Origin of the sequence: Luteitalea sp., from assembly GCA_009377605.1 — a bacterium.
In the GTDB taxonomy this organism is placed as follows: domain Bacteria; phylum Acidobacteriota; class Vicinamibacteria; order Vicinamibacterales; family Vicinamibacteraceae; genus WHTT01.
Window position 1 is genome coordinate 1 of the sequence record WHTT01000128.1, and the last position, 12,953, is coordinate 12,953.

At 64.0% G+C, this 12,953-nt stretch carries 15 protein-coding genes and 2 pseudogenes (1 of these 17 running past the window's edge); 8 read left to right on the forward strand and 9 right to left on the reverse strand.

Annotation, left to right across the window (positions count from 1 at the left end; genetic code table 11):
* The first annotated feature begins 13 nt into the window (after nucleotides 1–13).
* Nucleotides 14–1,723, forward strand: a complete 1,710-nt coding sequence (locus GEV06_26100) for an FAD-dependent oxidoreductase (protein MPZ21339.1) — start codon at nucleotides 14–16, stop codon at nucleotides 1,721–1,723.
* A gap of 25 nt (nucleotides 1,724–1,748) precedes the next feature.
* The gene (locus GEV06_26105; protein MPZ21340.1) at nucleotides 1,749–2,015 is read left to right on the forward strand and encodes a PadR family transcriptional regulator; all 267 of its coding nucleotides are present in this window, start codon (nucleotides 1,749–1,751) and stop codon (nucleotides 2,013–2,015) included.
* A 24-nt stretch (nucleotides 2,016–2,039) separates the two neighbouring features.
* Here the strand turns inward: GEV06_26105 and GEV06_26110 are convergent, their stop codons facing one another.
* The gene (locus tag GEV06_26110) at nucleotides 2,040–2,897 is read right to left on the reverse strand and encodes a serine hydrolase (protein MPZ21341.1); all 858 of its coding nucleotides are present in this window, start codon (nucleotides 2,895–2,897) and stop codon (nucleotides 2,040–2,042) included.
* A gap of 588 nt (nucleotides 2,898–3,485) precedes the next feature.
* Here GEV06_26110 and GEV06_26115 point away from each other — a divergent pair.
* Nucleotides 3,486–3,821, forward strand: coding sequence for a PadR family transcriptional regulator (locus GEV06_26115; GenBank protein MPZ21342.1), 336 nt, complete (start codon nucleotides 3,486–3,488; stop codon nucleotides 3,819–3,821).
* A gap of 101 nt (nucleotides 3,822–3,922) precedes the next feature.
* A complete protein-coding gene (locus tag GEV06_26120) occupies nucleotides 3,923–4,444 on the forward strand; it encodes a reactive intermediate/imine deaminase (protein ID MPZ21343.1) in 522 nt (173 codons plus the stop codon).
* Nucleotides 4,445–4,475: 31 nt separating this feature from the next.
* Here GEV06_26120 and GEV06_26125 read toward each other — a convergent pair.
* The 5 genes and pseudogenes from GEV06_26125 to GEV06_26145 all read right to left on the reverse strand — a co-directional run bounded on the left by GEV06_26125 (nucleotide 4,476) and on the right by GEV06_26145 (nucleotide 6,263).
* A pseudogene (locus tag GEV06_26125) lies at nucleotides 4,476–4,837 on the reverse strand (type II toxin-antitoxin system RelE/ParE family toxin).
* A 1-nt stretch (nucleotide 4,838) separates the two neighbouring features.
* Nucleotides 4,839–5,120 (reverse strand): type II toxin-antitoxin system ParD family antitoxin, encoded by a 282-nt coding sequence (locus GEV06_26130; protein MPZ21344.1) that lies wholly within the window; start codon nucleotides 5,118–5,120, stop codon nucleotides 4,839–4,841.
* 66 nt (nucleotides 5,121–5,186) lie between these two features.
* Nucleotides 5,187–5,735, reverse strand: coding sequence for a peptidase M19 (locus GEV06_26135; GenBank protein ID MPZ21345.1), 549 nt, complete (start codon nucleotides 5,733–5,735; stop codon nucleotides 5,187–5,189).
* Between the two features lie 3 nt (nucleotides 5,736–5,738).
* Nucleotides 5,739–5,963 (reverse strand): hypothetical protein, encoded by a 225-nt coding sequence (locus GEV06_26140; GenBank protein MPZ21346.1) that lies wholly within the window; start codon nucleotides 5,961–5,963, stop codon nucleotides 5,739–5,741.
* An 18-nt stretch (nucleotides 5,964–5,981) separates the two neighbouring features.
* Nucleotides 5,982–6,263: a hypothetical protein gene (locus tag GEV06_26145; GenBank protein ID MPZ21347.1), complete on the reverse strand. Its 282-nt coding sequence runs from the start codon at nucleotides 6,261–6,263 to the stop codon at nucleotides 5,982–5,984.
* Nucleotides 6,264–6,282: 19 nt separating this feature from the next.
* Between GEV06_26145 and GEV06_26150 the strand changes: the two genes are divergently transcribed.
* Nucleotides 6,283–7,410, forward strand: coding sequence for a hypothetical protein (locus GEV06_26150; GenBank protein ID MPZ21348.1), 1,128 nt, complete (start codon nucleotides 6,283–6,285; stop codon nucleotides 7,408–7,410).
* A 104-nt stretch (nucleotides 7,411–7,514) separates the two neighbouring features.
* Here GEV06_26150 and GEV06_26155 read toward each other — a convergent pair whose 3' ends face one another.
* Genes GEV06_26155 through GEV06_26165 form a run of 3 tightly spaced genes read right to left on the reverse strand, consistent with a single transcriptional unit; the run spans nucleotide 7,515 to nucleotide 10,576 of the window.
* A complete protein-coding gene (locus tag GEV06_26155) occupies nucleotides 7,515–9,689 on the reverse strand; it encodes an FtsX-like permease family protein (protein MPZ21349.1) in 2,175 nt (724 codons plus the stop codon).
* A 27-nt stretch (nucleotides 9,690–9,716) separates the two neighbouring features.
* On the reverse strand, nucleotides 9,717–10,241 hold the full coding sequence (locus tag GEV06_26160) for a hypothetical protein (GenBank protein MPZ21350.1): 525 nt from the start codon (nucleotides 10,239–10,241) through the stop codon (nucleotides 9,717–9,719).
* A complete protein-coding gene (locus GEV06_26165) occupies nucleotides 10,238–10,576 on the reverse strand; it encodes a PadR family transcriptional regulator (protein ID MPZ21351.1) in 339 nt (112 codons plus the stop codon). Before GEV06_26165 ends, GEV06_26160 begins: the two co-directional genes overlap by 4 nt.
* Before the next feature lie 278 nt (nucleotides 10,577–10,854).
* Here GEV06_26165 and GEV06_26170 point away from each other — a divergent pair, with 278 nt between their 5' ends.
* The 3 genes and pseudogenes from GEV06_26170 to GEV06_26180 form a co-directional block, all read left to right on the forward strand.
* On the forward strand, nucleotides 10,855–12,075 hold the full coding sequence (locus tag GEV06_26170; protein ID MPZ21352.1) for a hypothetical protein: 1,221 nt from the start codon (nucleotides 10,855–10,857) through the stop codon (nucleotides 12,073–12,075).
* 29 nt (nucleotides 12,076–12,104) lie between these two features.
* Nucleotides 12,105–12,530, forward strand: coding sequence for an FKBP-type peptidyl-prolyl cis-trans isomerase (locus tag GEV06_26175; protein MPZ21353.1), 426 nt, complete (start codon nucleotides 12,105–12,107; stop codon nucleotides 12,528–12,530).
* Nucleotides 12,531–12,707: 177 nt separating this feature from the next.
* Nucleotides 12,708–12,953, forward strand: a pseudogene (locus tag GEV06_26180) (DUF485 domain-containing protein); it runs 90 nt beyond the window's last position.

Consider the following 12,953-nt stretch of genomic DNA (forward strand, 5'->3'; position numbering starts at 1 on the left):
ATCCCTTGATCCCTTGATCCCTCGATCCCTTGATCCCTTGATCCCTCGATCCCTTTGTCCCTTGATCCCTCGATCCCCTTCCCCCTATCGTAAGATACCCGTGCGGCGCGACCTCTCCCATCTCGGCAACACAACGTTCGACCTCCTCATCGTGGGGGCCGGAATCTACGGCGCGGCCGCGGCCTGGGACGCGACCCAGCGTGGGTGGTCGGTGGCGCTGATCGACCGGGACGATTTCGGCGGAGGGACGTCGTTCAACAACGCCAAGACCATCCACGGTGGCGTGAGATCGCTGCAGCGTGGGCGGTTGGCAGAAGTGCGCGACTACCTGCGCGAGCGGCGCACGCTGTCCCGCATCCTGCCACATCTGGTGCATCCGCTCCCCTTCTTGATCCCTACCCGTCGCGCCCTCTCCCGGCATCGCTGGCTGCTCAGGCCGTACTTCGCGCTGTACGACCTCGTGTCGTTCGACCGAAACGCGCGGACCGACCCATCCACGCAGCTCCCACGGAGTCGCTGGATCCCCCGCGCCGAGTGCCTGGCACATCATCCGCTCCTCGACTCCACGGACGTCACGGGCGCCATGATTTGGCACGACTGTCAGCTGTACAACAGTGACCGCGCCACGCTCGGCTTCGTTCGCAGCGCGGCTGAAGCGGGCGCCGCGGTGGCCAACTACGTCGAGGCGCGATCGCTCATCGTGGACCACGGCCAGGTGCGCGGCGTTCGCGCGTACGACCGCCTGACGGGCGAGGCCCTCGATCTGCGCGCACGCATCGTCTTGGTCGCAGCAGGCCCATGGAGCGAGGCACTCGTGCGCACTGCTTCGACGAAGCGACGCGACCTCGTGCCGGCAGTCTCGCGCGCGATGAATGTCATCGTGCGTCCCATTCCGACAGAGTACGCACTCGGAGGCTCTGCACGTGGTCGGCTTTTCTTCCTCGCGCCTTGGCGCGATGTCACGATTGCCGGCACGAGCCATGACCCGTACGATGGCCAACCGGACGCGCTCGCGGTAGGTCGCGGCGACGTCGAGACGCTGCTCGACGATCTCAACGATGCATTTCCTGGTGCCCGGCTCACGCTCGATGACGTACGACTCGTGCATCGTGGGCTCTTGCCGGCGCACCGTGGCAGCAAAGTTGCGCTCCTGAGGCGCAGCGTGATCCGCGATCATCACAGAGACGGCCTCGACGGCCTCATCTCCATGGTCGGCGTCCGCTATACAACGGCCCGCCACACCGCAGAGCAAGCGGTGACGCGTGCGTTCGCGCGCGCCGGCCAGCGCGTGCCCGCGTCGCGCAGTGCATCGACACCACTTGATGGCGGTGACATTCCCGACCTGGACCTGTTTCTCGCGCGCGGTCTGCGCGACCGGCCCACCGGCATGACCGAGAGCACGATGCGTCGACTGCTCCTCTCCTATGGGACGCGTTGTACCGAGCTGCTGACGATGATGCGGCGCCACCCGGAGCTTGCCCGGCCACTGGCAAAGACGTGCGACGTCAGGCGCGCAGAGATTGTGTACGCAGCGCGGGAGGAAATGGCCATGCGCTTGGCGGACGCGGTGCTGCGCCGCACGGAAGCAGGCTCCGCGGGTCACCCGGGCCGCGACGCACTCTTGGCCGCGGCCGACATCATGACGGAGCTTCACGGCTGGTCCGAAGCCGTCCGAGACGAGGAAATCGCCAACGTCGAACGGGTCTATCGGCTCGAGGAGTGATCCTTCTGGAATCCTACGCGACTGAATCCGCTCAAGCGGTAGCGTGCGTGGATCGGAGCGAGGGGCCTCGCTCTCCGGCGACGTCCTGTCCGTCGGTCAAGGCGCGCTGTATCCGGCGCTGCACCGGCTCGAGCAGCAAGGCTGGATCCGGGCCGAATGGAAAGACTCCGAGCTTGGACGCAGCGCGAAGTTCTACTCGCTGACCCGGCACGGCAGGAAGCAACTGGAGCGGGAGCTGGAAACCTGGAACCGGCTCTCGTCGGCCGTGCGCCTACTGATCCAGAAGGCCTGAGGTGGTCATGCGCCACCTCCCTACCTAACCTCCGCTGACGTCTGGGGATGCTACCGCGGCGACCGCCGGAAGCACATGCTGCTCGAGCAGATTGAAGAGGCTCCGGCGGTAGCCGAAGCGCTCGTCGCTCACGTCGGTCGATGAGGTGATGGCGATCACGAGGTCGAGATCGCGGAAGACGAAGACGTACTGCCCGCCGAAGCCCCACGCGAAGCAGGCCTGCCAGTCATCGAACTGCTGTATCCACCAGCCGTAGCCGTACAAGCGATCGCTATCCCAGCGTGACCGGGTGCGTGGCACGCAGGAAGTGTCGACCCATTCCGCGGACAGAATCCGGCGGTCGCCGACGCGGCCGCGATTCAAATACAGCTCGCCCAACGCCACCATCTGTCGCGGTGTCATGAGCATGTTGTTGCCGCCGAAGTAGATGCCCTGTGGATCCCGCGTCCAGCGCGCCAGCGTGAAGCCAAGCGGTCCGGCCAGCACCTCTTGCGCGAAATCCCGTGTGCTCTTCTTCGTCACCTTTGTCAGGAGCCCAGACAGGAGGTGCGACGTGCCGGTGCTGTATTCCATGGAGGTTCCCGGCGGGCTCACGAGCGGTCGATCCAGCACGTAGCGCACCCAGTTCCGGCTCCGCACCCACCGCCCGTAGCTGTCGCCACTCGTCGATTCGAGGCCGGTTTGCATCGTCAGCGCGTGTTCGACCGTGATTGTGCGCTTCCGCTCATCACCATCCCGCCGGAGCTCCGGAAAGAACGTCCCAATGGGCTCGTTGACCGACGAGATGAGGCCCTGGTCGATGGCGATACCCACCAGCGGCGATGACGCTCTTCGAGGCAGACTTGATGTTCGCGAGCGTGCCAGCCGTGACGCCGGTGGCATAGTGCTCGAGGATGAGGTCGCCACGCCAACTGACCAGGAGGCTGTGAAGCTGTTTCAGCTCGGACGCCGTCTGGCGCGCTTCGGTGAGCACGGGTGTCGCGCTCGGTGAATCGGAAGGTGGCTGCAGCCTCGGGCTCGCGTCGGTCTGCGAGCCCGCAGCCATCAGCGCGGTGAGACCCACGCCCACGAGGAGCGTGAGGCTCAGCACACCGCGATGGATCCAGCGGGCGATGCCTGAGGGGAGAGTCGATCGGAACACTAGTACCTCGTTACGCGGAATCTGACCGGTTCATGCCGGTATCTCGACGAAACGACGCCGGTCCGCAAGCGAATAGCTACCGGCTTGGCGTCCCTACGCTGAAGAGCGTGCCATCACTGCGCAGGAAGAGCGATGCTCACACAACCGGCGACCGTCGAGCCGGCTGAACGCTTCGACAACGAGGAAGATCGCCACCTCACCTCCGCTGCGCGCGAACGCGAACGTCTCCCGGTGTTCACGGCTTCACTGTAGCATCCTGTCGTCGCCCAAGACACGAGGAGGACGGCGCTTGCGTCGGTCTACAAGTTGTGACATAGATCTTCTATGTGATGCGCAGACGACGGGATGAGATTCCGCCCGGCACGCTCGACATGCTGATCCTCAAGACGCTGGCCCGAGGTGCACCGATGCACGGATTCGAGATCGCCGACTCGATCCTGCAGCTGTCCGACGAAGTGCTCCAGGTGGAAGAAGGATCGCTGTACCCGGCATTGCAACGAATGCTCATGAAGGGTTGGCTCGAGGGCGAGTGGGGCCGAACCGTGGACAACCGCCGCGCTCGTTATTACAGGCTCACACGCACCGGACGCAAGCAGTTGGCGGACGAGCTCGCACGTTACCAGCGCGTGTCTTCAGCAATCGCACGCATCGTACAACCGGCCTGAGGAGGATCCACGGATGTCGCCGAGTGAGCTCTGGAGACGTGTGGCCTTCCTGTTCCGCCGTTCGCACCGGATGGACGACCTAGACGAGGAGCTGCAGCTCCATGTGCAGCTCCGCGAACGCCAGCTGCTGCCAGTGTGACGAATCGGCTCCTATGAGCTGGAGGAACCTTATGAAAGTGATGCCCCTCATGGCTGGTATTCTGCTTGCGGCCGGCGCCACAGTGCGCGCCGTCGATCAAGCGCTCGAACGAACCGATCCGCCCGGCGTCTCCAAACCTCAGACCTACTCGCATGTCGTGCGCGCCGGCAACCTGTTGTTCGTTGCAGGCCAAGTGGGATTCGACGCCGACGGCAAGTTGGTCGGGCCAGGCATGTCGGAGCAATACGAACAGTTGCTGAAGAACATGAAGACGGTCCTGGCCTCCCAAGGCGCCGATTTCAGCCATATCGCGAAGATTACAGTTTTCGTCACGAGTATCGACGAGTTCCGAGGCGCTGATATGTCGGAGATTCGCGCGAAGTATTTCGGCGACGTGCGGCCGGCGAGCACTCTGGTACAGGTCGTGCGTCTGGCGGAGCCGGAGATCAAGATCGAGATCGAGGCCGTCGCCGCACTGCCATAGCGCGCCTCCTACGATCACGCGTCGATTGACCGGTCCTCGTCCCCAAGCCGATGTGTCTACTCGGCTCCATTCGCTCATGGAGCACACGAACGATCTCGATCAGCCCTGGCTGGACGGTTCGATAGTAAAGAAAGATGCACGGGCCGTCTCACTCTCGAGCGAGCATCAGGACCACGCGCACAACGCACATGGAAACTGCGAAGCCCGGGAAGAAGCTCCCTGCGGGTGCGAGTGAGAACACCTTCTGGATTAGCTGCGATTTCTCGGATCGCCGCCTCGAGGACAGCGGCATAACGACGTCGGCCCTCTCTTTCCCATCTCTCGGCGCTCGTCGCTTAGAACGTTGATCAGATCGGTTTGTGCGGGGCTCGAGAGGCGAAAACATGCCACCAGGTTAGCGCGTGCTCTTACGGCGCGCTGCTGATAGACCTTCCAGGTAGGTTCCGAGGTCTGCCTCCTCGACCTCGGTGAACTCACCCTGTTCGAGCGCCTCGACGCCCGCTTGGATCTGCATCCGCAATGCCTTCAGTTTGAGTATGTCTTCTTGCCTGCGCTGCTGGAATACACGCAAGGCGTCTCGGACGGTTTCACTCGCGTTCTGGCATTCGCCGGTCTTGACAACCTTCTCGACAAAGGCATTCTGTTCAGAAGTCACACTAATGTTTCGAGTCGGCATATGCGCTCTTTCCAGTCACCGCCACGACGACGAATGGCAGAGTTTCCCAAAGGGCGCTCGGGTGCATCAGCGTCGCGCGGCGCTGCCGCTCACCTGCTCCCACAGGCGGAAGAAATTGCCGCCCATGATCTTCCCTACCTCGTCGTCCGAATACCCGGCGTCGAGTAGACGGTCGACGATCGCGCGGAAGTTGGCTTCCTCGCCAAAGGCCTGGAGGTACTGCATGCCTCTGAGGTCGCTACCGATCGCGATGTGGTCGACGCCAACCAGCCGCTTGACGTAATCGATGTGACGGATCATCCCATCTATGTCCTTCAAGGCGGCAGCCGGCCAGATGCCGACCAGGCCGCCGTCGGCGGCGATCGAGCGAATCTCCGCGTCGGTCAGGTAGCGGTCGCCTTCGTACAGCGCCTTCGCACCGGTGTGACTGAAGACGATTGGCGTAGCCGAGATCTCGAGCGCGTCCATAATGGTCCGCGTGTTGGCATGTGCCAGATCGACGATGATGCCGAGGCGATTGGCCTCGCGGACCACCGCCTTGCCGAAGGCGGTGAGGCCGCCCTCCTCGTAAGGGGGCGTCTGGTTGGATCCCAGGTCATTGTCTCGAAAGTGCACGAGCTACAAGAGCCATAGGCCGCGCCGGTGCAACGCGCGCAGATTGTCGAGGCTCCCCTCCAATCCGTCGGCGCCTTCCAGCGCCGGCAGGAGCGCGACCTGTCCGCGTTTCCTAGCGTCGATGACGGCTTCTGGGCTCGACGCGAGCACGGCGTCTCCCCGCTCGATTGTCTTCAGCACTCGCTCCAGCCGATCCAGCGTAAAGGCGAAGGCCTCACCTGGCTTCAGCGAAAGGGCGTCGTTGCCTCACAACCGCGGGACGTCTGTGCCATCGCCTCGTGTGTAGCCGCCCTGATACGCCGCATCGGAGCTGACGTTTGCAACGACGACGTCGATGAGACCATGCCGATAGCGGTCAATCTCTTCGCGCTCGATTCGATCGACGTTGGCGCGATGGAATCGACTGGGATGTGCGTGGACATCAGCGAACACGAAGCGCTCGTGAATCGCAGCAATGCGGCGCCCGCGGTCGCCAGACGACGGCTCTTGCGCAGGCGTAGCAGTCGGATAGGCCAGAGCGACACCCACAAGCATCGCGATCGCGAGGGTGACGCGCCTCGCCGCCTGTGAACGGGACGCCACGGCGCGCCTCATCGCGTCGATTGCCGCGCTCGACGCACGCCGCCTCTATCTGACGGAGGGCTTCTCGTCCCTCTTCGAGTACTGCGCCACAGTGTTACATCTGTCGGAACATGCGGCCTACGACCGCATCACAGCCGCACGCGCCGCGCGACGCTTTCCCGTCATCCTGGTGCGTCTCACTGACGGTAGCGTCACGCTGACCACGGTTCGGCTACTCGCGCCGCATCTGACCCAGGCCAACCACGAGGCGCTTTTGGCGGAGGTGCGTCACTGCAGCAAGCGGGACGTCGAGCACATCGTCGCCCGACTGCACCCGCAGCCCGACGTGCCGCCTTCGGTGCGGAAGCTCCCCACGCAGGCCGCTGCGCCGCGGGCCGCGGATTCTACGCCGGCGGCCAGCGCGCAGCCGAACGAACCCCAGGAACCAGCCACTCCGCCACCGGAGCCGCCCAGCGTCGACACCTCTCAGACGGTACGGGCCGCCAGTCCCGGGCCTCCTGCCCGGCCCGCGGTTGTGGCACCGATCGCACCCGCCCGCTACAAAGTGTCGTTTACCGTCGGCGCCGAGACCTACGCGAAGCTGCGCCAGGCACAAGACCTGCTACGCCACGTGGTGCCCGACGGTGATCCCGCCGTCATCTACGACCGAGCCCTGACCGCGCTCCTCACGCAACTCTTGAAGACCAAAGAGACCGACACTGCTCGCCCGTCAGCGAGCACACGGATGCAGCAGGATCGCGGTGCGTCGTCGCGGTCGCGCCGAATTCCCGCGGCCGTCCAGCGCACTGTGTGGCAGCGCGACGGCGGGCAATGTACGTTTGTGAGCCGGAGCGGGCGCCGCTGTGCCGCGCGGAGCTGGCTCGAGTTCCACCACGTAGTGCCCTTTGCCGTCGGCGGTGAGGCCTCCATCGACAATATCTGTTTGAGGTGTCGCGCTCACAACGCGTATCAAGCCCAACGCGACTTTCGGCCGTCCGGCGCGATGCGTGCGAGGGAAGCGGCACCCTCGTACGGAGCCACCAGAGTGGAACTCGTGCCGGCACGAGTCCGCATGAAGTCGTGGCCCTACGCGAGGTGGCTCGACGCTCACTAGCGAGCGCCGCCACAGGGCCTTGCTTTCACAGGGGCGATCGCAGCGTTCTCCCGCCGTAGGCTCAACGGCGTCGGCCCACCACGGTCACGTGGGGCAAGGCAGTATCACTCGTACCGCAGCGCGGCCATCGGGTCGACTCGGGCCGCGCGGTACGCCGGCGCGAGGCAGGCTACAGTCGTCACCACGACCAGCAGCGCAGCCACCGCGATATAGATCAGCGGGTCGAGCGGGCTCGTTTCATAGAGGAAGGACGAGAGCGTTTGCGCCAGCGCGAGGGCTCCGATCATACCCAAGCCGAGCCCTGTCGCGGCGAGGCCGATCGCGGCCGAGAGGACCATTCCCAATACCGACCGCTTGCTCGCGCCGAGTGCCATGCGAACGCCGATCTCCTGCGTCCTCGCGACGACGGATTGGTGAATGACGCCATAGACACCGATGACAGCCAGGATGAGAGCTACAAGGGCAAGCGTCCCAAGAAGCAACGTCTGCAATGTCCGGAGGGCCACGGTTTCCCTCAGTTGCTGCTCGACCGCGACGACCCCATATGGCGGCGCGGTCGGTTCGAGGCTGCGCAACTCGGCACGGATCGCGTCCCGCAGTGCGTCGGGATCGCCGACGGTTCTGACCACGACGTCCATGAGGTCGGAGACACCCGGCGCGAACATGTAAGGAATCACCGCCTCGTCCAGGCTCTGGCGTGTCATATCGGCGACAACCCCGACAACCGTGGTCCAGAGCGTGTCCGCGTCTGGATTTGCTCCCCATTTCAGACGCGTTCCAACGGGATTCTGTCCCGGCCAGAATGCCCGCGCCATCGCTTCGTTGATGACAGCGACCGGCGGCGCTCGAGGGTCCAGATCGCTGTCTCGCAACAGCCTGCCCTGCAGCAGCGGGACGCGCAGGGCTTCGAAGTAGCCGGGGATGACCCAGTCTCGGGTGAGTGGCGGCGCCAGGTCATTCACGTCGTTCCGTGGTTGGCCCTCGATGGTAATGAGCTGGTCCGCGTTTCTCTGGATAAAGAAGTCGGTCACCGCGCCCGCAGCGGCCACGCCCGGGATTCCACGAATTCTCTCGAATGCCTCACGAAAGTATGCGGCGCGTTGTGCCAGATCATCGTCTTGGTCGTCGTCGTATTTGTCGGGCAGGGCCACTTGCAGGAGCAGCAGGTGACGAGAGTCGAATCCACGATCCACTGTCTGGACACGCACGAAGCTGCGAATCAGCAGACCAGCGCCGGAGAGGAGGACCACGGCCAAGGCGAGCTCCGCAATCACGAGCCCGTGGCGGAGTCGGCTGCCGCGTCCTCCCGCCAAGCGCGCCCCACCTTCCCGGAGCGCGTCTACTGGATTCACCGTTGACGATTGCAACGCCGGCAGGAGGCCAGCGATCAGTCCAGACGCGAGCGATACCACGAGTGCGAACAGGAAGACGCTCAAGTCGAGGCGCACGGTCTCCAAGCGGGGCAGCGCACTGGCCGCCCACGTCGTGAGCGCCGTTGCCACGAGCCAGGCAAATAGCAGACCTACGCTTGCCGCCAGGACCGCGAGCACCAGGCTCTCCGTCAACGCTTGTCGCGCGAGCCGCCGTTTGCTTGCCCCCAGGGCGGTTCGGATCGAGAGCTCGTGACGACGGGCCGCGCCGCGGGCGAGGGCGAGATTCGCGACGTTTGCGCACGCGATCAACAGGACGAATCCCACCGCGCCAAAGAGGAACCAAAGGGCGGGCGCCGTGCGTGAGCCGAGCACGTGGCCGGTCAGCGGCTCGATCAAGACGCCGGATTCGGCGTTGGTATCCGGGTACTCGTCTCGCAAGCGGGCGGCGATTGTATCCAATTCCGCTTGTGCTGATTCGAACGTTGCGGTGGGGCTCAGCCGACCCAACACCGCCACCATGTCGCCCGCGCGGCTCCGCGGGTCCTGAAGGCGTCTCCACAACTCTGGCTGTGCTGACATCGGCGTCCACACTTGGACATCCGCTGTCGGCAGCTCGAATTCCGCCGCCATCACGCCGACCACTTCATATCTCGCCCCGTCGTGGTCGATCGACTTACCGATCGCGTCGGTGGTCCCACCAAACCGTTGCCGCCAGAAGCTGTGGCTGATGACGACGGCCCGCTGGCCAGCTTCGAAGTCTGCGGGCTCGAGCGTTCGTCCAAGCAGCGCAGGAGCTCCCAGCACGCGAAAGAAGCCAGGCCCAACCGAGGCTACGTGGATTCGCTCCGGCTCCTGTCTACCGGTCTCGGCAAAGAATTCCCGCACTGTGTCTAGGCAGACGGCCATGTCTTCGAAGGCTCGGCTCTGCTCCTTTCAGTCGCGAAAATTCAAGTACGACGAGCCGTCGCGGAGATTCTGGCGGAGATTCAAGGTCCACAGGACGGCGAGTCGGTCCGCCTCGTGGTACGGCAGATCTCGCAGCACCACGGCATGAAGCATACTGAAGATCGCTGTGTTGGCGCCGACGCCGACCGCCAGCGTCAGCACGGCGACAGCGGCGAATCCGGGGTGCTTGAGAACGGACCGTCGTGCATGACGAAGATCTTCTCGCAGCGCTCCCAGCATGCGTGGCCTATTGCCCGCGGGAACATGCAGGCCGTCGCGCGAGAGCCGACGCCTGAACGCATAGCGCACCGCAATCGACAGCACGTGCCGCCAGTAGCGCGCCGCAGCGACCGTACGCGACCGGCAGGCGACGTCCGCGTGGAGCTCCTCAACAAGGTCGCCGGCAATGCTCGCGGCGCGCGTGTCATGCCGTAACACGCGGCGAAGCAGCCACCGTGCGACACGCGGCGGTCGCACGTGCGGTCCGCCGTCGCCCTTGCCTTTGTTTGTCATGGCGCCGGCTCCTTCAGCACCTCGTCCAGGCCACTCCACATACGCTGGAGCACCTGGCGCGACGCGCGCAGCATGACGAGGCCGCGGGCGCTCACGGTGTAGCACCGGCGCGGTAACCCAGCGCGCTCATGTGTGCCAGCACTGATCTTCCAGCGCACCAGGCCCTTGGTCTCCAAGCGCTCCAGCGTCGTATACAGCGCACCACGCGACACCTGGCGTCCGGCACGCTGCTCCAGCTCACCGGCGATCGTCACGCCGTACGCGTCCTCCCCGAGCCGCAGGATCGCCAACAGCACGAGCTGCTCGAACTCGCCGAGAGGTGTACTCGAGGGCATCCGTCGTCAGCCTGCCTTTGAGACTACTTTGTAGATCGAGTCTATATTGTAGTCAACTGGTTTCTATCGACGCAAGGGCCCTGGTATCCTTTGACAGCTTGCAAATCTGTTAGTGTATCGACCGCAGGCGTTCATTGAGGCTTGTCCAAGGCTGCCGAACTCGGATGTCAGTAATGATGAGATGTAGATATGCCTGGTCGTCGTTCTTCGTCATCGCCGCCCTCATGGCGGCGGTGTCTCACGTCCAGTCCAGCGCGCGAGCGGCGGATACCAACCCGATGAACGCGATCGCCGAATCCTACGTAAAGCTCGTGCTCGCCGTCGGCCAGCACGACCCCGACTATGTCGACGCCTACTACGGTCCAGCCGAATGGAAGACTGCCAGCGAACGGCAAAAGGTTCCCCTCGCCGAAATCCGCTCCCAGGCAGAAGAGCTCATCGCACGCTTGGGCTCGAAGCTGCCCACGGCAAGCGATGACGAAATGGCTCAGTTGCGGCACCAGTATCTGACGCGGCAGTTCGAAGCCCTCGCGCAGCGGGTCCGGATGCTGTCGGGTGAAAAGCTCTCGTTCGACCAAGAGTCGAAGGCGCTCTACGACGCCGTGGCACCGACTCACCCAGAGGCTGAGTTCGAACAGATTCTGACCCGCCTGGACCGCGAGCTCCCCGGTCCCGGCGAGCTGAGTGATCGTTTCGACGCGTACAAGAAGGACTTCGTCATTCCCTCCGATCGGCTCGACACCGTCTTCAAGGCGGCAATCAAGGCCTGCCGTGAACGAACCCTGGAGCACATCACGCTGCCGGAAGGGGAACAGTTCACCGTCGAGTACGTGACCGGCAAGTCGTGGGGCGGCTACAACTGGTACCAAGGGAACTTTCGGAGCCTCATTCAGGTCAACACCGACCTCCCGATTTACATCGATCGCGCCATCGACCTGGCTTGTCATGAAGGGTACCCGGGCCACCACGTCTACAACGTGCTGCTCGAAAAGGAGCTCGTGCGGGATAGGGGCTGGATCGAGGCGTCTGTCTACGCGCTCTTCAGCCCACAGTCCCTGATCGCCGAAGGCACGGCCAACTTTGGCATCGAGATCGCGTTTCCAGGAGAGGAGCGCGTGGCCTACGAAAAGGAGGTGCTCTTTCCGCTCGCCGGCCTCTCGCCCGAGAGCGCCGATCGTTACTACCAGATTGGCCGGCTCGTCGAAGAGCTGAGCTACGCAGGCAACGAAGCCGCACGCCGATACCTGGATGGACGGATCGACAAGGCCCAGGCCGTAGACTGGCTCGTGCGATATGCGATGATGCCCCGCCCCCGCGCAGAGCATCGCCTCCAGTTCTTCGACCAGTATCGAAGCTACGTCATCAACTACAACCTCGGCAAAGACCTCGTCCGCGACTACATCGTCGGGCAGGGTGGCACGGCCGATCGAGCTGAACACCGGTGGAAGCTGTTCGAACAGCTCCTCGCGTCGCCCCGACTGCCGTCCAGCCTCGACTAGGCACTCGTCTTTCGACTACCCAAGCACCCATGACTCGATTCGTCGCACTCGTACTAATCGTTGGCGGCTTAGCAGCAGCTGCCGCCTGCAGGGCCGAGAGGCCTGCTGTGGAGGAGCTCGTGATCACAGATACACAGGTCGGCAAAGGGACGGAAGCAACCAATGGCCAGCGGGTCGTCGTGCACTATACGGGCTGGCTGCACGATCCCTCGCAGCCGGACAACAAGGGCACGAAGTTCGACAGCTCCCGGGATCGGAACGAGCCGTTCGACTTCTCGCTGGGCGCGCAGCAAGTGATCCCAGGCTGGGATCAGGGTGTGGCCGGCATGAAAGTGGGCGGGCGCCGTACGTTGACCATCCCGCCCGATCTTGCTTACGGCGCCGCGGGTGCCGGCGGCGTCATTCCGCCCAACGCCACACTCGTCTTCGAGATCGAGCTCCTCGATGTGAAATGACGTCCGTAGCCCCACCTACGCTGGCGCCGTTGTTGCCCGCTCCTTCATGTAGAGCTCATGAGCACGATTTGCCCCAGATATTGAGTATAGGACGAATGTCGAGTATGGTTGCGTCCACAGAAGGTAACATGCTCGATCTCGCTGTGTGCGCTTCCCGAGCGCAAGGAGCACGGTATCGTGGATTCGCCGACGCATCGCCTGCTTGGATCTGCAGAGTTTCGACATCTCGTTTCGCAGCGCTGGCGCGTCTCGCTGTTGTTGACCGCCTGCTTGTCACTCCTCTACTACGGCTACATCCTGCTCATTGCCACGAGCCCAGCGCTGCTCGCCCAGCGCGTGGGTGAGGTGGTCACGCTCGCCATTCCGCTCGGTGCTGCGGTGATTCTTGGCGCATGGCTCCTCACGGCCATCTACGTCGTCTGG